The following is a 22,317-nucleotide window of genomic DNA, read 5'->3' on the forward strand; positions in this document are numbered from 1 at the left end:
TTTCATTCTGTCTGTAAATTCTTAAAATGGAGACGTTAATATTATATGAAAAGATAAAAATTTGAGGTCATTTTTTATAGAACTCATATATTTGCAACATAAAACACAGTTTTTTTTATAAACTATTTGTAGTATCACGCAATATGGAACAAAATATACAAGATTTCCTGGATAAAGTATCTCAAAGAAATCAAAACGAACCGGAATTCATGCAGGCAGTGCACGAAGTTTCTGAAACTATTATTCCTTTTATAGAAGAGAATAAAAAGTATCAAAACATGCAATTGCTGGAACGTATGGTAGAGCCAGAACGAGTAATTATGTTTAGAGTGTCCTGGTTGGATGATGAAGGTAATATTCAAGTAAATCGCGGTTTTAGAATTCAAATGAATTCAGCAATAGGACCTTATAAAGGCGGATTGCGTTTTCACCCTTCTGTAAACTTAAGTATACTTAAATTTCTTGCTTTTGAGCAGGTATTTAAGAACAGCCTTACTACTTTACCAATGGGTGGAGGAAAAGGTGGATCTGATTTTGACCCAAAAGGAAAATCTGATAACGAGGTGATGCGTTTCTGCCAGAGCTTTATGACAGAGCTTTATCGCCATATTGGCCCAGATACCGATGTTCCTGCTGGAGATATTGGAGTTGGTGCCCGTGAAGTTGGTTATATGTTTGGCCAGTACAAGAGATTGCAAAATGAATTCACAGGAATTTTAACCGGAAAAGGACTTTCTTATGGTGGTTCCCTTATTCGTCCTGAAGCTACAGGTTATGGGAATGTGTATTTTGCTCAAAATATGCTAAGAACAAGAGATGAATCTTTTGAAGGGAAAACAGTAGTTGTTTCAGGTTCTGGAAACGTAGCGCAATATGCTGCAGAGAAAGCACTGGAATTTGGAGCGAAGATCTTAACCATGAGTGATTCTGGAGGATATATTTATGATGAAGCCGGAATTGATGAAGAGAAGCTTCAGTTTATCATGGACCTTAAAAATGTTAGACGTGGTAGAATCAGTGAATATGTAGATGAATATTCTTCAGCTAAATACTTTGAAGGTGAAACGCCTTGGGGAGTAAAATGTGATGTGGCGCTTCCTTGTGCAACACAAAACGAACTTGAAGAAGCTGATGCTAAGAAATTAGTAGAGAATGGATGTATGTGTGTTGGCGAAGGTGCTAATATGCCTTGTACACCAGAGGCTGTAGAGGTATTTAAAGAAGCAAAAATTCTTTTCTCTCCGGGTAAAGCTTCTAATGCGGGTGGTGTTGCCACTTCAGGATTAGAAATGAGCCAAAACTCTATGCGTTACAGCTGGACTTCAGAAGAAGTAGATAAGAAGTTACACGAAATCATGAATAATATTCATGACCGTTGTGTAGAATTTGGAAAAGAAGAAGATGGTTATATAGACTACGTGAAAGGAGCAAATATTGCCGGTTTCGTAAAAGTTGCCGATGCTATGCTTGCCCAGGGAGTAGTATAGATCTCAATCATTTAAACGATAAACTAAGGCCGCTTTTTTAGCGGCCTTTTTTAATTATCTTCGAAGAGAAGAAATTCCTAAAAAATGCTTGTTACCACTCCGGCAATTGTTGTTAGTGCCTTAAAATATGGTGAGGCCGATTTGATCGTGAAAGCCTACACTTATAGCGACGGTTTAAAAACCTATATGCTAAAAGGAATCTTGAAATCAAAAAAAGGCAAATTCAAGGCGTCGCAATTCCAGTTGCTTACCCAGTTAGAGATCGTAGCGAATCATCGTAACCAGGGGAAGATGGAGTACCTTAAAGATGCGAAGGTGTTGCACACTTACACCAGCCTGCATACCAATATGGTAAAAGGCGCGATGCTTATGTTTTTGGCAGAAGTTTTAAAAAATGCAATTCGGGAAGAAGAAACTAATCCTCAATTGTTTAAGTATCTTGAAAACTCACTCATGTGGTTAGATCTGCATGATAAGATCGCCAATTTTCATCTTTTGTTCTTATTAAATTTAACCAGATATCTTGGTTTTTATCCTGATGCCGATGCGAAAGAGTTCACTTATTTTAATCTCTTAGAGGGCGTTTTTGAAATAAATAGCGTGAATAATTACTGCGTAGATGGTCAAAACGTGGCGGTTTTACGGCAGTTATTAGGCATAAATTTTGATAAGTTGAATGAGGTAAAATTGAATCAACAAAGTCGGGCAAATTTCCTGAATATGCTGCTTTTATATTTCGAGTTGCATATTGAAGGATTTAAGAAACCAAAATCACTTGCCGTCCTCAACGAAATTTTTAGCTAAATGCGAAATTCAATAATAGGAGTAATTCTCCTTTTTTTTATGGTTAATAGTATCTACGCTCAGCAGATACAGGTTTTGAATGAAGAAAGTCACGAACCACTTGCCAGTGTGGCTTTATACAACGCTGAAAAATCTAAAAGTGTATTAACTAATTTTGATGGAGTAGCTAATATTTCAGTATTTGATAAAGATGAGGTTATTCATTTTAAGCACGTAAACTTCACCGATAAAAGCCTCAGGAAATCCCAAATAATCCGGAATAATAATAAAGTTTATCTAAAAAGTGATGGTAATGAGCTAGACCAGGTAGTGCTTTCGGTGGCTAAATTTGAAATGAATAAAGATGAAATTCCGCAGAAGATCGTCAGCTTTTCAGCAAATGATATTATTATGGCCAGCCCGCAAACTTCGGCCGATCTTTTGGAAAGCAGCGGGCAGGTTTTTGTCCAGAAAAGTCAGTTAGGCGGTGGAAGTCCAATGATTCGCGGGTTTGCTACGAACCGTCTTTTAATTACCGTAGATGGAGTACGAATGAATACCGCGATTTTTAGAAGCGGAAATCTTCAAAATATCATCTCAATAGATCCCCTGGCGGTAGAAAATACCGAGGTAATTCTCGGCCCGGGCTCGGTGGTTTATGGAAGTGATGCGATTGGCGGGGTGATGAATTTTTACACTTTGAAGCCGAAATTTTCCTTTACTCATAAAGCTTCGGTTTCTGGTAGTGCTTACTCCCGTTACGCTTCTGCAAATAATGAAAAAACCGTACACGCCGATGTGAATATAGGCCTGGAGAATTGGGCATTTTTAAGCAGTATTAGCTTTTCAGATTTTGATGATTTAAGAATGGGATCTCACGGACCTGATGAATATTTGCGAAACGAATATGCAGTGCGAAGAAATGGGGAAGATGTAGTGGTTGCAAATGATGATCCTCGAGTGCAAAAGCCAACCGGATATCAACAAATTAATTTACTGCAGAAAGTAAAGTTTATGCCACATAAAGATTGGGACCTAAATTTAGGACTTATCTATTCTACCACATCAGATTTTCCAAGATTTGACAGGCTTTACCGAAAGCGCGATGGTGATTTGCGTACAGCAGAATGGTATTATGGCCCTCAGGAATGGTTTATGGGGAATTTTAAGATCAATAAAAAAGGAAACGGAGCATTCTATGATAAAGCCCAGATGACAACTGCTTATCAATTTTTTGAAGAGAGCCGTCATAACCGGGATTTAGGTGAAGATTGGTTATACAACACCAAAGAAAATGTAGATGCTTATTCGGTTAATTTTGATTTTGAAAAGACCTTTGAAGAGAGTCGGTTGTTTTATGGAGCCGAATATGTTTTTAATAAAGTGAATTCTACGGGATTTGCAGAAAATATTTTAACGGAAGAAGAAAACATCACCGCTTCACGATATCCAGATGGTTCTACCTGGCAATCCATTGCGGCTTATACCACCTATCAATGGAAGATCCAGGAAGATCTTTCTTTTCAATCTGGAGTTCGGTATAATCATATTTTGGTAGATGCTGAATTTGATGAGAATTTATATGATTTTCCATTTAGTGAGGCCAAAATTAATACCGGAGCTTTAACCGGAAGTGCGGGAATTAACTGGCAACAAAACAGGTTTATCGGGTGGCGATTGAATCTTTCTACAGCTTTTAGGGCTCCAAATATAGATGATGTGGGGAAAATTTTCGATTCTGAACCTGGAGCAGTAGTAGTGCCAAATCCAGATTTAAAACCGGAATATGCTTACAGTAGTGAGCTTGGTTTTGATTGGAAGCCTGCCGAAAATATCAGTTTTATCGCGACCGCATTTTATACATATTTAAATGATGCGATGGTACGCAGGGATTTCAAATTAAATGGAGAAACCGAAATAGATTACCAGGGAGAACCAAGTCGTGTACAGGCGATTCAGAATACCGCGAAAGCGCACGTTTACGGATTTGAAAGTGGGATAGAAATCGATTTTTCTGTTGCACTAAGATTAACTTCCAAAATTAGCATAACCGAAGGAAAAGAAGAGCAGGAAGATGGTTCTACCGAGGCATTACGGCACGCGGCTCCTGTATTTGGGAATACACATTTAATATGGCACAAAAAAAGATTGAAATTCGATCTTTTTGCTGAATATAATGGGCAATTTGATTATGAAGATCTCGCACCATCAGAACAGGGTAAAGCCTATTTATATGCTATAGATGATAACGGAAATCCTTATTCACCTTCCTGGTATAGCCTAAATTTAACCGGTCAATACGAACTAAGTAAAAACTTGCTGGCAACCGCTTCTTTAGAAAATATTACCGATCAACGTTACCGAACTTATTCCTCGGGAATCGCCGCTGCAGGTAGAAATTTAATTTTAGCGCTTCGTTATAACTTTTAAAGCTTGAGGAGTTTGCCAGTTCCCACCTAAAATCTACCAATTTAGCATCAAAAATAAATTTTATACCTCTCTTAAGCCCTACTGTTAGGGGTAGCTTACTAAAAGTAAGGGATTCCCTTACTTTTAGTAAGGATTATTTTTCCGCTTTTTGATTTTCAAAATTTAATTTCACGGCCTATTAAGCTTTCAATCAAAATTGCTTTATGAATCCCATAACAATAGTATTAGTTTTTCTGGCATCAACAGCTTTTTTTACTGCTTTCCAGAAAGAAAACGCCGAAAGGCCAAGTGAAGCCGAAGTGAAAGAAACCACTAAGGAAGCAAAGATCTTTAAAGAAGAGTCTAAACAAATTAGTGCTTTGCATGTTCACACCCAGGATGCTGAAGCTATAGATTTCCTGCTTTCAGAGGCTAGTGCTAAAACAACTTGCCTTATAGGATTTCCAGGCGGTAGCGACCCATATAAATATATGCCAATTTTCTCTGGTATGGAGAATTATCCTCCTTATACTAATCAGTTTGTGAACATCCACGAGATAGGCCATTCTTTGGGACTTCGACGTACTGATTAGTTTAGTAGGCAAAGTGGTGGGCAAAGCGGCGAGTTTCAAGACCCTGGTGAAGCGGTTCACCTACACGGCACCCCAACCGAATATGATTAAAATTCGCTTATGCTTGCCTGCTTCTGTGCCACTAGAGTGAAGGCTTTGTCTATTACGGTGAAGTTGCTTTATAATAAGTTTATTAATGTTAGAAAATTTGGACTCAGTCTTAATTTGTTAGTTTAGGAGGGTGTCTGTAGGGGGCATCCTTCTTTCTTTTCTGAAAGTAAGTTGCTTATTTTACAGATAAGTAATTATGAAAATTAGTTAATTACCGAAACGGTATTCGGGAATGGAACTTGAAATATTTAATGTGGAAAAAACAGCACATAGGGGAATGAGTAAAACCATAAATAAATAACCCCAATTTTTTTATATTTTTATCGGCCCACATGCAATATAAATCTACATCTTTTTACAGGCTGATAATTTTATTTTTCTTGTTTTTTTCCTGTAATTCAAATAAGAAAAATGAACTTCCAAATCAAAACACTCGCACGCAACAAATAGAGCAATTAAAGGCTGCAAAGAATCCTTCTGTTTATAACGCACTAAGAGATACGATCTTGAGTTATCCAAATGACTCGTTGAAGAATACTTTAATATCTGATATTTCCTATCATTTCTATTCTAAAAATGATTCTATTAAATTCCGCTACTGGAATTCCTATTCGTTTAAAATTTCCGAAGAGCGAGAAAATATTTCAGGCATAGCAGAAGCTAACTGGGATCTTGGTAACTTTTTTTATCGGCAGAATAATATAGATAGTTCTTACTATCATTATAATCTTGCTTATGAAGAATATCTGGAGGCCAGGGACGAAATAAAAGCCGGTAGGATGTTATTGAATATGGCAATTCTTCAAGAATATATAAAGGATTATGTGGGAAGTGAAAATACTACTTTTAAGGCCCTCGATTTATTTGAAGAGTCAACCCAAGCTGAGAAATACATCTACCGGGCCAATAATAATCTTGGCATAATTTATAATGGTTTAGAAAATTATCCTCTGGCACTTGAATACCACAGAAAAGCCTTAAGAAATGTGGAAGTTTTAAAGCAACCGGTAAAATCTGCACAATCTTTAAATAACATAGGTGTAGTTTATCAAAACATGTTAGATTACCAAAGCTCTATTTCTAATTATAACCGTGCGCTTTCTGTAGATAGCATTTATGAGAATAACACCAGGCTCTACGCGATGCTTACCGATAACCTGGGATATTCAGAATTTAAATTGGGCAATTACCAGGTAGCAGAATATTTGTTTCAGGAAGCACTGCAAATTCGCGATAGTATTGGTCATAAGGCGGGTGTAGTAATCAATAAACTGCATCTTGGGGAGTATTATTTAAAAAGTGGCGATACCACAAAGGCATTTCAGTATACCAGAGAGGCTAATTTGCTGGCTGAAGAGACCACGAACAATCGAGACTTATTGGCTTCTTATCTCTTACTTGCTCAAATAGAGCCTCAAAAAGCATCAAATTATCTGGATAATTATATTCAACTTAATGATAGCTTATTAAAGAAAGAACGTGCTATTCGCAATAAATTTGCCCGAATTAGGTTTGAAACCGATCAATATATTCAAAGAACACAGGAACTCAGCAATGATAAATTATGGATTAGTTTAGCAGCTATAATTTTAGCTTCGGTCTTATTTCTTTTATACCTATTGAAAGCTCAAAAAGTGAAAAATAAGGAGCTCAAATATCAAAAAGAACAGCAGGAATACAACGAAGAGATCTATAAACTCTTGCTTAAACAACAAACCAGGCTTGAAGAAGGGAGACAGGAAGAGCGCTCCAGGATATCAGGCGAATTGCATGATGGCGTTCTGGGTAAACTTTTTGGAATTAGAATGAATTTTGGATTGTTAAATTTAAAGACATCCAATCAAGAGGCGGATAAGTATGATCAATTATTAGAGAAATTGCAAGTGACAGAAGATGAGATAAGGCAAATTTCACATAATCTTATTTGTGAGGTTTCTGCATCTCATCTTAATTTTGTCAAATTGCTAGAACAACTGGTAGAAGAATATCGCCAACTTACTTCGGCAGAAATTAAATTTAATTTTGACGAGGATATTGAAGGGGAGTTAGTTGATGAAAATATTCAAATTAATTATTATCGAATTTTACAGGAGGCTCTACAAAATGTGATAAAACATGCTGAAGCTAGCGTAGTATCCATAAAAATCTACCGTTTACAGAATTTTTTGCTAATGGAAATTCGAGATGATGGTAAAGGTTTTGACATTCGTAAAAAAGTAAAAGGAATTGGTTTAAAAAATATGAGGAATCGAATGGAAAAAATTGACGGAACATTTAGTTTTGAGACTTCGGGCAAAGGAACATACCTGCTTTTTAAAGTGAAAATTTGTAAAAATGGATAAATCTATTTCGGTATTAATTATTGATGATCACCCTATTATTGCAAGTGCATACGAATCTGCCTTAGAGAGTTTTGTGACTCAAAATGCCACGTATAATTTTAAGATCACGAGCATTTATAACTTAGATGAAGCCCAATTGCTATTAAACAATCCTAATTTTGTTGAAAATATTGATCTGGTATTTTTGGATATGCGTTTACCTGCTAGCAGTGATGGAAGTCTTGTTTCGGGGGAAGACCTTGGCAACCAAATAAAGACTAAACAGCCTGGGGCCCGTATTATAGTTTCTACCACTTTTAATGATAATTATCGTTTACATAATATTCTGCAATCCATAAATCCTGAAGGATTTTTGGTTAAAAACGATATTAATCATAAAGAGTTACTAAGTGCTGTAGAAAATGTCCTTGCCGGTTCCCCTTATTATAGCAAAACGGTACTCAACCTGCTTAGAAAACAGGTGGGGAGTGATATTTATTTAGATGAAGTGGATCGTAAAATGCTCTACGAACTCTCTATTGGGTCTAAGTTAAAGGATCTAACCGATCTCCTTCCCCTTTCGGTAGCTGGGATCGAAAAACGCCGACGAAATTTAAAGAAAATCTTTGGTATTTCTGGAGCAGAAGACCGGGAATTGGTGAAAGTGGCAAAGGAGAAAGGCTTTTTATAGTTTTAAAAAGGAATCCTGGTAATACTAATCTTTTCATTTTTCGCATTCTTAAAAAGGGAATGGCTGTTTTTTCGCCCCAAGAGTAGCTAAGTTTCCAGGTTTTAATTAGAATTAGCTTAAAGAATAAATAAACCTGGCAGGTATTAAAATGAATAAGACTTTTATCTCTAGCTTTAATTTCTTTTGGGTTAGCTTTTTCCGTTTTTCTAACCCGCTCTTTTCTTAAAATTGATTATTTTCGCGACTCATTGGAAATTTTGAAAAAATGAGCAATAAGTTCCCTGAATATAAAGGACTTGACTTACCAAAAGTAGCTAAGGAAATCTTGAGTTACTGGAAGGAGAACGATATTTTTGAAAAAAGTGTTTCTACACGAGAAGGCAAAGAAGCGTTTGTGTTTTTTGAAGGCCCACCTTCTGCGAACGGGCTTCCGGGAATTCACCACGTAATGGCGCGAGCTATTAAGGATATTTTTTGTCGCTATAAAACCCAAAAAGGATACCAGGTAAAACGTAAAGCCGGTTGGGATACTCATGGTCTTCCGGTAGAACTTGGTGTAGAAAAAGAATTAGGGATTACCAAAGAAGATATTGGGACCAAAATTTCCGTAGAAAAATATAACGAAGCCTGTAAAAATGCGGTAATGCGTTACACCGATGTGTGGAACGATCTTACCGAAAAAATAGGCTATTGGGTAGATATGGAAGATCCATACGTTACCTATAAATCAAAATATATGGAAACAGTTTGGTGGCTGCTTTCCGAAATTTATAAAAAAGACCTTATTTATAAGGGGTACACCATTCAGCCGTATTCGCCAAAAGCAGGGACTGGACTTAGTTCTCACGAACTTAACCAACCCGGAACCTACCAGGATGTTACCGATACCACTGTTACGGCCATGTTTAAAATCACTGATGCTTCAGCAGCTTCGGTTGAAAAGGACCTGGAAGGGGCATTTTTAATCGCCTGGACCACGACCCCTTGGACTTTGCCGTCTAATACTGCGTTGACCGTTGGACCAAAAATTGAATATGTTTCAGTAAAAACATATAACCAGTACACTTTTGAGCCAATCACTATTTTGGTTGCAAAGGCACTGGCTAAGGCTCAATTCGATAAAAAGTTTATTGAAGTTCAAACTGAAGAAGAACTTCAAGCTTATACTGAAGGCGATAAAAAGATCCCGTTTTTAATCGGGGAAACTTTTACAGGAAAGGATCTTGTAGGGATAAAATTTGAGCAGTTGTTACCTTATGCATTACCTGCAGAAAATCCTGAAAATGCTTTTCGTGTAATTGCTGGAGATTTTGTGACTACAGAGGACGGTACCGGAATTGTGCATACTTCGCCAACTTTTGGTGCAGATGATGCGCTGGTAGCTAAACAGGCTACGCCTCAAGTTCCGCCATTATTGGTGAAAGATGAAAATGGGAACCTTGTTCCGTTGGTAGATCTTCAGGGGAAATTTAGACCAGAAATGGGCGATTTTGCCGGGAAGTATGTGAAGAATGAATATTATGATGAAGGGCAGGCGCCAGAGAAATCTGTAGACGTTGAACTTGCTATTAAACTGAAAGAAGAAAATCGTGCTTTTAAAGTAGAAAAATATGTTCACAGCTATCCAAACTGCTGGAGAACCGATAAACCTATTTTATACTATCCGCTGGATTCCTGGTTCATAAAAGTAACCGAATTCAAGGAGCGCATGCACGAATTGAATAAAGGCATTAACTGGAAACCAAAATCTACCGGGGAAGGCCGTTTTGGAAATTGGTTGGCCAACGCGAACGACTGGAATTTATCCAGAAGTCGTTATTGGGGAATTCCATTGCCAATTTGGAGAACCGAAGAAGGAAAAGAGGAAAAGTTTATTGGTTCTATTGCAGAATTGAAAGAAGAAATGGCGAAGTCGGTTAAAGCCGGCTTTATGGATAAAGACATTTTTGAAGGTTTTGAACCCGGCAATATGAGTGAAGAAAACTACGATCTGGTAGATCTTCACAAGAACGTGGTAGATGAAATCACGCTGGTTTCAGATTCTGGTAAACCAATGAAGCGCGAAGCCGATCTTATAGATGTTTGGTTCGATTCTGGTTCTATGCCTTATGCACAATGGCATTATCCATTTGAAAATAAAGAAAAAGTAGAAGAAGGTGAACGTCAGGCCGATTTCATAGCCGAAGGCGTTGACCAAACCAGGGGCTGGTTTTATACCCTGCACGCAATAGCTACTATGATCTTTGATGATGTGGCTTATAAAAACGTAGTTTCTAACGGACTTGTTTTAGATAAAAACGGGCAAAAAATGTCCAAACGTCTCGGGAACGCGGTAGATCCTTTTGAGACACTTGCGGCTTACGGCCCAGATGCCACGCGTTGGTATATGATCTCTAACGCCAATCCATGGGATAATTTAAAATTTGATATTGAGGGAATAGCTGAGGTGCGCCGTAAATTTTTCGGTACACTTTACAACACGTATTCTTTCTTTACTTTATATGCGAATATTGATAATTTCACCTATAAAGAAGAGGATGTTCCTTTAGCTGAAAGACCCGAGATAGATCGTTGGATTCTTTCTGAATTACATACTTTAATTGAGAAAGTAGATAAGTTCTATGCCGATTATGAACCTACCAGGGCAACCCGTGCAATTTCAGAATTTGTTCAGGAAAACCTTAGTAACTGGTTTGTGCGTTTAAGCCGAAGAAGATTCTGGAAAGGCGATTATCAGCAAGATAAAATTTCAGCATATCAAACCCTTTATACTTGTTTGGTAGAAGTGGCGAAGCTGGGCGCGCCTGTGGCGCCATTCTTTATGGATAGACTTTACAAAGACTTAAACAAGAGTACACAAAAAGAAAACTTTGAATCGGTACATTTGGCTGAATTTTCAGAGTATGATGATAAGTTTGTTGATAAATCTTTAGAGCGAAAAATGGAGAAGGCTCAAACCATTTCTTCATTGGTTTTATCGCTTAGAAAGAAGGAAATGATAAAAGTAAGACAACCGCTGCAAAGAGTAATGATTCCGGTGCTTGACGAACAGCAACGTGAAGAAATTCAGGCGGTTGAAGACTTGATAAAGTCTGAAGTAAACGTAAAAGAACTTCAGCTTATAGATGATGCTTCAGGATTACTGGTTAAGCAAATAAAACCAAACTTTAAGGTTCTTGGCCCAAGATTTGGAAAGGATATGAAGCTGGTAGTCAATGAGATAAATAAATTAACTTCTGAAGACATATCAAAGATAGAGCGAGAGGGCAATATTGCGATAAATCTTAACGGAGAAATGATTAAATTAGCTACTGAAGAAGTAGAAATTACTTCCCAGGATATTGAAGGCTGGTTAGTGGCAAGTAGTGGTAATATTACCGTAGCTTTAGACGTTAGTATCTCAGAAGAATTAAAAAAGGAAGGAATTGCCAGGGAATTGGTAAACAGAATACAGAATATGAGAAAAGATTCTGGCTTTGAAGTTACCGATACCATTGAAGTGACCCTACAAAGAGACGGTATTGTCGAGGATGCCGTTAACCAAAATATAACCTATATCAAGAATGAAACATTAACTGCAAGTCTCGAATTTGCGGAGGTGGTAACTGAAGGAGCCGAGGTGGCTTTTGATGATATTACCACTAAAATGTTTATTAAAAAACATTAGAATTATGGCAACTGAAGTAAAAGAACGGTATAGCGATGCCGAATTAGCTGAGTTTAAGGCCCTGATTAAAGGCAAAATCGCGAAGGCGCAGGAGCAATTGGAGATTTATCAGAATGCTTATAAAAATGATGGAAACAACGGTACCGATGATACCTCTCCTACATTTAAGGCTTTTGAGGAAGGTAGTGAAACGATGAGTAAGGAAGCGAACTCTCAATTGGCTATTAGACAGGAAAAGTTTATTCGTGACCTCAAAAATGCATTAAACCGTATTGAGAATAAAACCTACGGAATATGCCGTGTAACCGGGAAATTAATTGCAAAAGAGCGTTTAAAACTGGTGCCGCACGCAACATTAAGTATTGAAGCTAAAAATATGCAGAAATAATAAATTTCTGGATTTTATGTATAATACGTCCCTTTGCTTATGCCTTGGGGCGTTTTTATTTGAATAATTAATAAATTTGCTTGCGATAAGCTGATTTTTAGCCGTGTAAAAACTAAATAATATAGTATTTTAGCGGCGTTCTTAAATTCTACAGAGTTCATGTCCTTAAAAAAAGCGAGTGTTATAATCGTTTTGGTACTTTTAATAGACCAAATTTCAAAATTTTATATCAAAACAAATTTTTCGCTTGGCGAGGAAGTTCCGGTTTTTGATTGGTTCAGGATTTTATTTGTAGAGAACGAAGGTATGGCCTGGGGAACCAAGATCCCGGGGGAATACGGAAAACTTTTCCTTACGCTTTTTAGATTGGTGGCCATTGTTGGTATTGGTTACTGGTTATGGGATTCGGTTAGAAAAAATGGTTCCCGAATTTTAATTACCGCAATAGCCTTAATCTTCGCAGGTGCTTTTGGTAATATTATAGACTCTGTTTTTTACGGGATTATCTTTAACGATAGCTATGGCCAGGTTGCCGAATTTATGCCGGCACAAGGCGGCTACGGCACCTTGTTTCACGGTAAGGTGGTAGATATGCTTTACTTCCCACTATGGCAGGGCAATTTGCCTGAATGGATTCCCTTCTGGGGCGGAAATTATTTCACTTTCTTCGAGCCGGTATTCAATATTGCCGATACCGCAATTAGCGCGGGTGTAATTTTACTGCTGCTTTTTAATAAGCGTGCTTTCCCAAAAGAAGAAGATAAAAAAGAAAATAATTAAGCGGCGGCGTTCCCGTTGCGGTCAAAGATCTTCTCGAATTTCTTTAATTCTATCGGTTTGATTAAGTAATCTGTAACCAGGTTAAAAGATTTTGCACGTTCCAGATCTCTAGGATCTATAGAAGAGCTTACTACGTAAAGTGTGATCTTCTTTTCGAAGTTATTCTTTATCTTAATAAATTCATTTAGAAATTCCCAGCCATCCATAACCGGCATATTAATATCAAGAAAGATAATGTCGGGTAGTACGTCTTCGGTAGCGTTTTCCAGGATCAATTTAAAATGATCTAAAGCTTCCCTACCGTTTTTGAAAATTAGAAGATTTTTTGAAAGTTTTTTTATTTCAATAATCTTCTTTACCAGGTTCACGTATATTTTGTCATCGTCAATAATACACGCCAATTCTACTTTTTGCCCCATGAGAATTAGTGTTTAGTTTTTAAAACTTAATCTTAAATGTAGTGCCTACATCTATAGTGCTGGTTACCGAGATTGAACCGCCAAGTGCCTCCACCTGGTTTTTTGTAATAAAAAGTCCAATTCCTCGTGAATCCAGGTTCTCATGAAAGGTTTTATACATCCCAAACATCTTGTCACCATATTGATCCAGGTCAATGCCTAACCCATTATCACTAACCTCCAAAAATTGAGTTTCGTTCTTAATATAGGTCTGAATATAAATTACCGGTTTTCTACCAGGATGTTTATATTTTATAGCATTTGTGATTAAATTTAGTAAAATACTTTCAAGATACTCAGGTATATAGCTAATTTCTTTTAGTGCGTGGAATTCAGCTACGATTTTTGCATTTTCTCGATTTATTAAAGATGAAGTTGAAGCTATTACCCCACTTAAGGCTTTTTCAAAAGAAACAATTCGGCGTTCTTTGCGTAAAATTGATTGTTTATTTACAATCTCGTTTAACTGATTTATTGCTGAATCCAAATTTTCAGAAATATCGGTCACATTCGGGATTAATTCAATTTTATCTTTGTTGGTTTTAGCATCTTTAAGCAATTCTACAATTAAACAAAGATTGCTGCTGTGGGAGCGCAAATTATGTGAAACAATGTGGGCAAAATTAAATAGCCTGGAATTTTGAGTAGCGATAATATCCAGGGAATTCTGTAAATTCAGTTCGTTGACTTTCTGCTCATTAATGTCCTGGAAGACACCGCGAATTCCTATGATCTCCTGTTCTTCGTTATACACCGGTTTTCCGGTAGCACGCACCCAAAAATCTTGGTGATAAAGATTCCGCATTTTTAATTCTACTTTAAACGGAATCCCATATTTCTCGCATTTTTCAAAAGCAGAAATTACTGTTGGGTGTTCCTCTGGGGCATAAAATTTAAAATGTTCTTCATAAGGTGGCTGGTAATCCAGGGGGCAGTCTACAATCTTTTTGGTAACATTATCCCAATAAATATTCTTGTTTATCGTATCTATATACCAGCCGCCGGTATTGGTCATTTGTGCGGTTTCCCGATAATAGAAGAAATTTTCTTCAATAGTATACTGGTCGCGCTTGCTTTGGTGAATATTAACAAATAACAGTACAGCTGTTTCCCTGTTGTTCTCTTTGTTTTTAAGGTTTCGGCATTCAAACCAACGGTATTTCCCATTGTTAAGTTTGAGTTTAAGCTCAATACTGAAAGCTTCATTTTCTTCGGTCAATTTATCGAAATATACTCTGAAGTCGTAGCGATAGTCCTGATGCAAAATTTCTTTCAGGAAAAAATCAAAATAGGATTCAGAAAATTCGGGATTTCCAACGAGGGTATTGAAATGTTCTGACCAGGTTACCTCTTTATTTAGAAGATTAATCTTCCAATAAGCGATATCAAAATCTTCAAGAATACTGTTTAATTGAAGGTCGTTTAGCATTAAAGGGGCGAAAGTTTTGTTAAAAATAACAGAATGCTTCCTAATTCCCTAATTTTTAAAGCTATATAATTTATTTGGCGTAACGCAATAATCCAAGGGAATGTCGGTGCTAAAAACTTCATTAAATTCGGGTTCGGCTTCAAAAAATGAAAGCCCGATTTTGATTACATCTGCTTTACATTCGCTAAGAAAATTATCGTAAAAACCCTTACCATAGCCAATGCGATGTCCCTGCTCGTCAAAAGCTAAAAGCGGGACAAAAACCACATCTATTTGTGATGGAGCGATAGGAATACCGCCTTCAGGTTCAGGAATATTCCATCTATTTTTTTTAATCACGCTGCTATCGGTAAGTAAAAAATGTTCCAGTTTATGTTCCTTGATATTGGTTTTAGATAGCACCACGTTTTTATCTTTTCCCTGGAGAATATGTAAAATGTTTTCGGTATCAATTTCTTTCTGTTCAGTAATACTTAGAAAGAGGTGATAAAATTCTTTTTGCCAAACCGGTAATTGAAGTAATTGATTGGCAATTTCCAGGCTAAGCGCTTCTATTTTATCTTCGGAAAGCTCTAAACGTAAAGCTTTGTATTTTTTTCGTAATTCGGCTTTATTCATCTTTTGGTGGTGCTGAAATATGAAAAATGGCATCACCCTGGTACACAATAGGAGACTCGTTAATATTAATCACATATCCTGTATTAACCGCTTTAATTTTATGCCTGAATTTCCCGTAAGGATCGGTAATAGTGCCTATATATTCTCCTTTTTCTACGTGTTTTCCGCAGGGGATTTTTATATGTAAAAGCCCGCTGTATTTGGCGCGCATCCAATTAGTATTTTCAATTACAACGGTTTCCCCAATAGCATCTGGATACTCAAATTTAGGATTTAACATTTCCAGGAAACTCAAAATTCGCATAGCACCTTCTACGCCGTGTTTGGCTACGTCTTTATTGCTGTCTTGAGATTTTCCTCCTTCAAAAAGTAGAACAGGAATTCCTTTTTTCGCACAGGTCTCCCGATAAGATTTTGTAATGGTCTTAGAGTGTATGGTAAATGGAGCGCTAAAAATACGTGCGTATTTTAGGCTTTGCTCATCGCCTCGCTTTACCCTTATTTGTGGTGCGTTAAACCTGCTGGCGCCGCCGGTATGAAAATCAAGGCAAAAGTTAGCCAGGGGTAATATTTTTTTTACAAACTGGAATGCAAATCTACTGGCAAGAGAGCCGTGTTTAGTTCCGGGGAACATCCTGTTGAGGTCGCGCCCATCGGGAAATTCCCGGCGTAAGTTCAGAAATCCAAAAATATTAACCACGGGAATACAAATAACGGTTCCTTTTTGAGGCCTATTGATTCCTTTGGAGATAATTTGCCGAACAATTTCTACCCCATTAATTTCATCGCCGTGAATTCCTGCAGTTATTAAAACCACTGGGCCAGGCTTTTTAGAACGTTCAATAATAACGGGTACCTCTACCGAGGTAGTGGTGTACAGCTTGGCCATATTAAAATTAATAGTGGCACTTTTTCCCGGCTTTACCTTCTCTCCCAGGATTTCCAAAACATTGTCACTGGTTATTTTTGCCATAGGCTAGACGTTCCGTTCTATATATCTTATTATGGATTTTGCAATATCTTTACCGGTAGCTTTTTCAATACCTTCTAAGCCAGGAGAAGAATTTACTTCCAGGATTAGTGGCCCTCGAGCACTTTGCAGCATATCTACACCGGCCACACCGAGCCCCATTGCTTTAGTAGCCTTTACAGCAGCAATTTCTTCTTCATCGGTAAGTTCAACAACTTCTGCCGTACCGCCACGGTGAAGATTAGACCTAAACTCCCCTTCTTTACCCTGTCTCTTCATGGCTCCAACTACGTGACCATCTACAACAAAAGCTCTAATGTCTCCGCCTTTAGCTTCTTTGATGAACTCTTGTACAATTACCCGGGCCTGTAGGCCATTAAAAGCTTCAATGACAGATTCAGCAGCATTTTTTGTTTCGGCTAAAACAACACCAACGCCCTGGGTTCCTTCTAATAATTTTATTACTAAAGGTGTACCTCCAACTTGTTTAATAACTCCTGAAACATCCCGGGAGTAATTGGTGAAAACCGTTTTTGGCAGTCCAATTTTAGCACGGGAAAGAACCTGTAAACTTCTAAGTTTGTCACGACTTCTTACTAAAGCTTCAGAATCTGTGGTGGTAAATGCGCCCATCATCTCAAATTGTCGCACTACTGCAGTACCATAAAAGGTTACTGAAGCACCAATTCTTGGAATTACCGCATCTACACCTTCTATATATCCACCTTTATAATAAATGTTTGGTTTGCGTTTTTCAATAACAATATCGCATTTTAAAGGATCTACTACTTCTACGTCGTGTTTGCGTTTAGTAGCGGCTTCTACAAGACGTTTGGTAGAGTAAAGGTGGCTGTTACGCGAAAGGATTTTTATTTTCATTTTTGCTTAAGATTGTAAGAAACGTCAGTTAATTCGGTGTCCACGATAAATTTTTTGGTAAGGAATTTTCGGCCAATTAATACCGGAAACCTCATTTCCTGTCGGGAAGACAAAGAAAGGGAAATTTTATACACCTTATTAAAAATTTTAATGGTAGATATTACCTGATATCTTTTTTGAATTATGCCATTGCTACTGCGAACAAAAACGATATCATAATCAGAAAAAGTAAATTTCTTTCCATTGTATAGCGGGTGCTCCTCGTCAAGGAAAGTGCATTCTAAAACTCCGTCCTTTTCCACTATATTTTCGCAGTGAATAGACGAAGTGTAAGCGCCGGTATCAATCTTAATTGCGATATCATCTAAATGTAAAGCAGGAAAATCTGCTTTGTCAAAACGCCCAATTACTGTTTTCTCCATACCGCAAGGTAATAAAATACCCCTGCAATCATTTTATAGAAATTATAAAATTTAAAGCCTTTATGCCCACAAATGAGCTTATTAACGGGATTTCCGAGCTTTATTTAATATAAATTTAACATTTACAAGTCCTGGCAATTTTTAAAGCTACGCATAATAAATTCTACCTTTGGGGAGATGGAAACGCCAGCTTTAGAAGTACAATTAAAAACACTGCCCAATAGTCCCGGGGTCTATCAGTATTACGATAAGAACGGAAAGATACTGTATGTAGGCAAAGCCAAGAACTTAAAGAAACGGGTTACTTCCTATTTTACCAAGCGCCACGATAGTCATCGTATTGGCGTGATGGTGAAGAAGATAAAGGAGATAAAGCACATTGTGGTAGAATCGGAAACCGATGCGCTGCTTTTAGAAAATAATCTTATCAAGAAGCATCAGCCGCGGTTTAACGTGATGCTTAAAGACGATAAAACCTATCCCTGGATTTGTATTAAAAATGAACGTTTCCCAAGAGTTTTTCCTACTCGAAAATTAATTAAAGACGGCAGCGAATATTACGGGCCTTTTACGAGTTTTAAAACCGTAAATACGCTATTGGAACTTATTAAAGGTCTATATAAACTTAGAACCTGTAATTATGATCTTTCCGAAGAAAAAATAAGAAACGGGAAATATAAAGTTTGCCTGGAGTACCATTTAGGAAACTGTAAAGGCCCTTGCGAAGCTAAACAGCCTGAGGCAGAATATAACAGCAATATTGAGGCAATTCGGCAAATTGTAAAAGGAAATTTTAAAGATTCGTTGCAGCAATTTAGAGAGCAGATGAAACTTCACGCTGAAAACATGGAGTTTGAAGATGCACAGCGGATTAAAAATAAAATAGATGTTCTGGAGAATTATCAATCTAAATCTACGGTAGTTAATCCTAAAATTACCAATGTAGATGTGTTTTCAATCGTTTCAGATGAAGGTTATGGTTATGTGAATTTTCTACAGCTTTCTCACGGTGCAATTATCAGGTCGCATACCATAGAGATGAAGAAAAAGCTGGACGAAACCGATGAGGAACTTCTGGAATTGGCAATTACCGAAATACGACAGCGCTTTAGTTCTAATTCAAAAGAAATATATGTTCCTTTTAAAGTTGATGCCGGGGAGGATGTAAAAGTTACCATCCCAAAACTTGGCGATAAAAAGAAAATCGTAGAATTATCACAACGCAATGCGAAATATTACCGCCAGGAGCGTTTTAAGCAGATGAAAATTGTAGATCCAGATAGGCACGTGAAACGAATTATGGCGCAAATGAAAGAGGATCTTCGGCTTAATGTTGAGCCCCGCCATATAGAATGTTTTGATAATTCGAATATCCAGGGAACAAATCCCGTTGCCGCCTGTGTGGTTTTTAAAAATGGGAAACCAAGTAAGAAAGATTATCGTAAATTTAATATTAAAACCGTTGAAGGGCCAGATGATTTTGCATCTATGGAAGAGGTGGTTTTTAGACGTTATAAACGTTTGCTGAATGAAGGAGAAGACCTGCCCCAGTTAATTATTGTAGATGGTGGAAAAGGTCAGCTTTCTTCAGGAGTAAAAGCACTGGAAGATCTGGGTTTACGTGGGAAAATAGCCATAATAGGCATCGCAAAACGTTTGGAAGAGATTTTTTATCCGGGAGACACTATTCCTCTTTATTTAGATAAGAAGTCGGAATCTTTAAAGATCATTCAGCAATTGCGGAATGAAGCGCATAGGTTCGGGATTACATTTCATCGTAACAAAAGAAGTAAAAGTGCGTTAAATACAGAGCTGGAAGAAATTACCGGAATTGGTGAAAAAACCGTGGTAGAATTATTAAAACAATTTAGATCGGTAAAACGTATAAAAGAAGCTTCAGAAAAAGAGTTGGCCGAAGTTATTGGGGTTTCTAAGGCAGGTATAATTTACAATCATTATAAAACAAAAAATACTCCCGAATAAGCTTGTGAAAATTATGCATACATGAAAAAACTACTGCTTTTGCTTCTTCTGTTTGCAGCCTTTCCAGGGATTTCCCAGGAGCAGGAAGATTTAAAAGTGGGATTGGTTTTAAGTGGCGGTGGAGCAAAAGGCTTAGCACATATTGGCGCCTTAAAAGTTATTGAAGAAGCTGGGATTAGAATAGATTATATTGGCGGAAGCAGTATGGGAGCTATCATTGGCGGCCTGTATGCTTCAGGTTATACTGCGCATCAGTTAGATTCCATTTTTCACGAGACTAATTTTAATATTTTAATTCAGGATAATATTCCGCGTAGCGCAAAATCTTTTTACGAAAAAGAAGATGCCGAAAAATATGCGCTTAGTTTACCTTTTGATGATTTTAGAATAGGCTTGCCTTCGGGACTATCCAGGGGACAGAATATTTATAATTTAATGTCCCAACTCACTATGCACTTGGGAAATGTAGATGATTTTAGTGAATTACCTATCCCATTTTTTTGTGTAGCTGCAGATATTGAAACCGGGGAAGAAGTTATTTTAGATGAAGGTTCTTTTGCACAGGCTGTTTCTGCAAGTGGTGCAATTCCTTCTATTTTTAGCCCCGTGAAACTAGATGGGAGATTACTAACCGATGGCGGGGTGGCAAACAATTATCCGGTAGAAGAACTTAGAAAAAGAGGAGCCGAGGTAATTATCGGGGTAGACGTGCAAGATAGCCTGGTAGATAGGGAGGATTTGCGTAGCGTATTTGATATCCTTACTCAAATAAGCAATTTCCGCACAATTAGTGATATGAAGGAAAAAATCCCTAAAACTGATATTTATATCAATCCGGATATTAGTCCGTTTTCAGTTTTATCTTTCGAGAAAGGCGAAGCGATCATTGATTCCGGAAGGGTGGCTACATTAAAGCGTAAGGACGAGCTTAAGAAGTTAGCTGAAAGGCAAACTGGCAGCCGAGAAAAGGTAAAGATCTCTACCGTAGATACACTTCAAATTAGCACGCTAACTCTGGAGGGGAACAATGCCTATCCGCGTTCTTATATCATGGGTAAATTAAGGTTGAATTATTTCACCGATTTTACACTTCAGGATCTAAGTAAAGGAATTAACAACCTTTCTGCTTCCGGAAATTTCAACAGGATTAATTATCGCTTAATTCCCAATAATGATGACGGGCTTTATACGCTTGCCATGAAAATGGAAGAGAGTGAAAATAAAAGTTTCTTGCGTTTAGGCTTGCACTATGACGAACTTTATAACATTGGTGCGCTAATTAATTATACTCGCAAAAGTTTGCTCTTTTCAAATGATGTAGCTTCCCTGGATATAGTGGTTGGGGATCAATTCAGGTATAATTTCGACTATTATATAGATAAAGGTTTCTATTGGAGTATTGGACTCAAATCCCGATATAATAAATTTGAACACCCGGTTTCTTTTGATTTTGCTCGTGAAAATGCCGGGTTAGAAGATATTGGTATCAATAAAATAGATGTAGATTACCGCGATTTCACCAACCAGGTTTATGCTGAAACTTTGTTTAAGCAGGTTTTTTCCTTTGGGTTGGGAGCTGAGCACAAATACCTGAGAATTGCTTCAGAAACATTAGGCGATCCAAACGCCGGAATTGATGAGAATACCCTTTTTGAAAATAGCCATTTCTATAGTGCTTTTGGGTATTTAAAATACGATTCTTACGATAATAAATACTTCCCGTCTCGAGGTGTTTATTTTGATGGAGATTTTCACGTTTACCTGTTTTCTTCAGATTTCAATAACGATTTTGCTGAATTCTCTATAGCTAAAGGAACTTTGGGTTACGCTTTTTCTCCTTTTAATAGGTTTTCTACCCGAATTGTGACTGAAGCCGGATTTAGAATAGGAGGCGACGGCGTTAATACGCTCGATTTCTTCCTTGGAGGATATGGAAATAACCTGATTAATAATTTTGTTCCATTTTACGGATACGATTTTATAAGTCTCTCGGGAGATAGTTATATTAAAGGTCTTTTGGAGTTTGATTACGAGATTTTCAGAAAAAACCACGTGATTTTAGGGGCCAATATTGCCAATGTTGGGAATAAGTTATACTCATCTGGAGAATGGTTTAGCCTGCCAGATTTTACAGGTTATGCCCTTGGTTATGGTGTAGATACTTTTATGGGGCCACTGGAATTAAAATACACCTATTCGCCAGAAATTAAAGCCAGCCAGTGGTTCTTTAGCCTTGGCTTTTGGTTTTAGTAAATCAATGATTGTAATTCCCTCAGTTTTTGCTGAAAGCTTTAGATATTCCCTGCTGGTTTTTAGAGATGTTTTAAGAATGTTTCCTTAAAAATTCCC

At 37.4% G+C, this 22,317-nt stretch carries 17 protein-coding genes; 11 read left to right on the top strand and 6 right to left on the bottom strand.

What is annotated here, in order from left to right:
- Window positions 1-143: 143 nt before the first annotated feature.
- The 9 genes from gdhA (at window position 144) to APB85_RS06270 (ending at window position 13,209) form a co-directional block, all read left to right on the top strand.
- Entirely contained in the window at window positions 144-1,487 is a 1,344-nt protein-coding gene (gene gdhA, locus APB85_RS06230; protein ID WP_057482473.1) for an NADP-specific glutamate dehydrogenase, read from the top strand.
- 84 nt (window positions 1,488-1,571) lie between these two features.
- Window positions 1,572-2,291 carry a DNA repair protein RecO gene (gene recO, locus APB85_RS06235; RefSeq protein WP_057482474.1) on the top strand — a complete coding sequence of 240 codons (720 nt, stop codon included), beginning with the start codon at window positions 1,572-1,574 and terminating at the stop codon, window positions 2,289-2,291.
- Window positions 2,292-4,700 carry a TonB-dependent receptor gene (locus tag APB85_RS06240; protein ID WP_057482475.1) on the top strand — a complete coding sequence of 803 codons (2,409 nt, stop codon included), beginning with the start codon at window positions 2,292-2,294 and terminating at the stop codon, window positions 4,698-4,700.
- Window positions 4,701-4,903: 203 nt separating this feature from the next.
- Window positions 4,904-5,272, top strand: coding sequence for a M57 family metalloprotease (locus APB85_RS06245; RefSeq protein WP_057482476.1), 369 nt, complete (start codon window positions 4,904-4,906; stop codon window positions 5,270-5,272).
- 422 nt (window positions 5,273-5,694) lie between these two features.
- On the top strand, window positions 5,695-7,704 hold the full coding sequence (locus APB85_RS06250) for a tetratricopeptide repeat-containing sensor histidine kinase (protein WP_057482477.1): 2,010 nt from the start codon (window positions 5,695-5,697) through the stop codon (window positions 7,702-7,704).
- Complete coding sequence (locus tag APB85_RS06255; RefSeq protein ID WP_057482478.1) at window positions 7,697-8,374, top strand: response regulator; 678 nt, start codon at window positions 7,697-7,699, stop codon at window positions 8,372-8,374. Before APB85_RS06250 ends, APB85_RS06255 begins: the two co-directional genes overlap by 8 nt.
- Before the next feature lie 265 nt (window positions 8,375-8,639).
- Window positions 8,640-12,041, top strand: coding sequence for an isoleucine--tRNA ligase (gene ileS, locus APB85_RS06260; protein WP_057482479.1), 3,402 nt, complete (start codon window positions 8,640-8,642; stop codon window positions 12,039-12,041).
- Between the two features lie 4 nt (window positions 12,042-12,045).
- A complete protein-coding gene (locus APB85_RS06265) occupies window positions 12,046-12,429 on the top strand; it encodes a TraR/DksA family transcriptional regulator (protein ID WP_057482722.1) in 384 nt (127 codons plus the stop codon).
- A 159-nt stretch (window positions 12,430-12,588) separates the two neighbouring features.
- On the top strand, window positions 12,589-13,209 hold the full coding sequence (locus tag APB85_RS06270) for a lipoprotein signal peptidase (protein WP_057482480.1): 621 nt from the start codon (window positions 12,589-12,591) through the stop codon (window positions 13,207-13,209).
- Here APB85_RS06270 and APB85_RS06275 read toward each other — a convergent pair.
- Genes APB85_RS06275 through APB85_RS06300 form a run of 6 tightly spaced genes read right to left on the bottom strand, consistent with a single transcriptional unit; the run spans window position 13,206 to window position 17,985 of the window.
- On the bottom strand, window positions 13,206-13,628 hold the full coding sequence (locus APB85_RS06275) for a response regulator (RefSeq protein WP_057482481.1): 423 nt from the start codon (window positions 13,626-13,628) through the stop codon (window positions 13,206-13,208). The genes APB85_RS06270 and APB85_RS06275 overlap by 4 nt on opposite strands.
- A 19-nt stretch (window positions 13,629-13,647) precedes the next feature.
- Window positions 13,648-15,096 carry a sensor histidine kinase gene (locus tag APB85_RS06280; RefSeq protein WP_057482482.1) on the bottom strand — a complete coding sequence of 483 codons (1,449 nt, stop codon included), beginning with the start codon at window positions 15,094-15,096 and terminating at the stop codon, window positions 13,648-13,650.
- Window positions 15,097-15,144: 48 nt separating this feature from the next.
- On the bottom strand, window positions 15,145-15,714 hold the full coding sequence (locus APB85_RS06285) for a 5-formyltetrahydrofolate cyclo-ligase (protein ID WP_057482483.1): 570 nt from the start codon (window positions 15,712-15,714) through the stop codon (window positions 15,145-15,147).
- Entirely contained in the window at window positions 15,707-16,687 is a 981-nt protein-coding gene (locus APB85_RS06290; RefSeq protein WP_057482484.1) for a succinylglutamate desuccinylase/aspartoacylase family protein, read from the bottom strand. The genes APB85_RS06285 and APB85_RS06290 overlap by 8 nt, the downstream gene beginning before the upstream one ends.
- Before the next feature lie 3 nt (window positions 16,688-16,690).
- On the bottom strand, window positions 16,691-17,563 hold the full coding sequence (rimK, locus tag APB85_RS06295) for a 30S ribosomal protein S6--L-glutamate ligase (protein ID WP_057482485.1): 873 nt from the start codon (window positions 17,561-17,563) through the stop codon (window positions 16,691-16,693).
- Window positions 17,560-17,985: an ATP-dependent zinc protease family protein gene (locus APB85_RS06300; RefSeq protein ID WP_057482486.1), complete on the bottom strand. Its 426-nt coding sequence runs from the start codon at window positions 17,983-17,985 to the stop codon at window positions 17,560-17,562. The genes rimK and APB85_RS06300 overlap by 4 nt, the downstream gene beginning before the upstream one ends.
- Before the next feature lie 177 nt (window positions 17,986-18,162).
- Here APB85_RS06300 and uvrC point away from each other — a divergent pair, with 177 nt between their 5' ends.
- Together uvrC and APB85_RS06310 are read left to right on the top strand one after the other, a co-directional pair.
- Window positions 18,163-19,968: an excinuclease ABC subunit UvrC gene (uvrC, locus tag APB85_RS06305; RefSeq protein ID WP_057482487.1), complete on the top strand. Its 1,806-nt coding sequence runs from the start codon at window positions 18,163-18,165 to the stop codon at window positions 19,966-19,968.
- A gap of 21 nt (window positions 19,969-19,989) precedes the next feature.
- Complete coding sequence (locus tag APB85_RS06310; protein WP_057482488.1) at window positions 19,990-22,218, top strand: patatin-like phospholipase family protein; 2,229 nt, start codon at window positions 19,990-19,992, stop codon at window positions 22,216-22,218.
- Window positions 22,219-22,317: the final 99 nt, after the last annotated feature.

Origin of the sequence: Salegentibacter mishustinae, from assembly GCF_002900095.1 — a bacterium.
Classification (GTDB): Bacteria; Bacteroidota; Bacteroidia; order Flavobacteriales; family Flavobacteriaceae; genus Salegentibacter; species Salegentibacter mishustinae.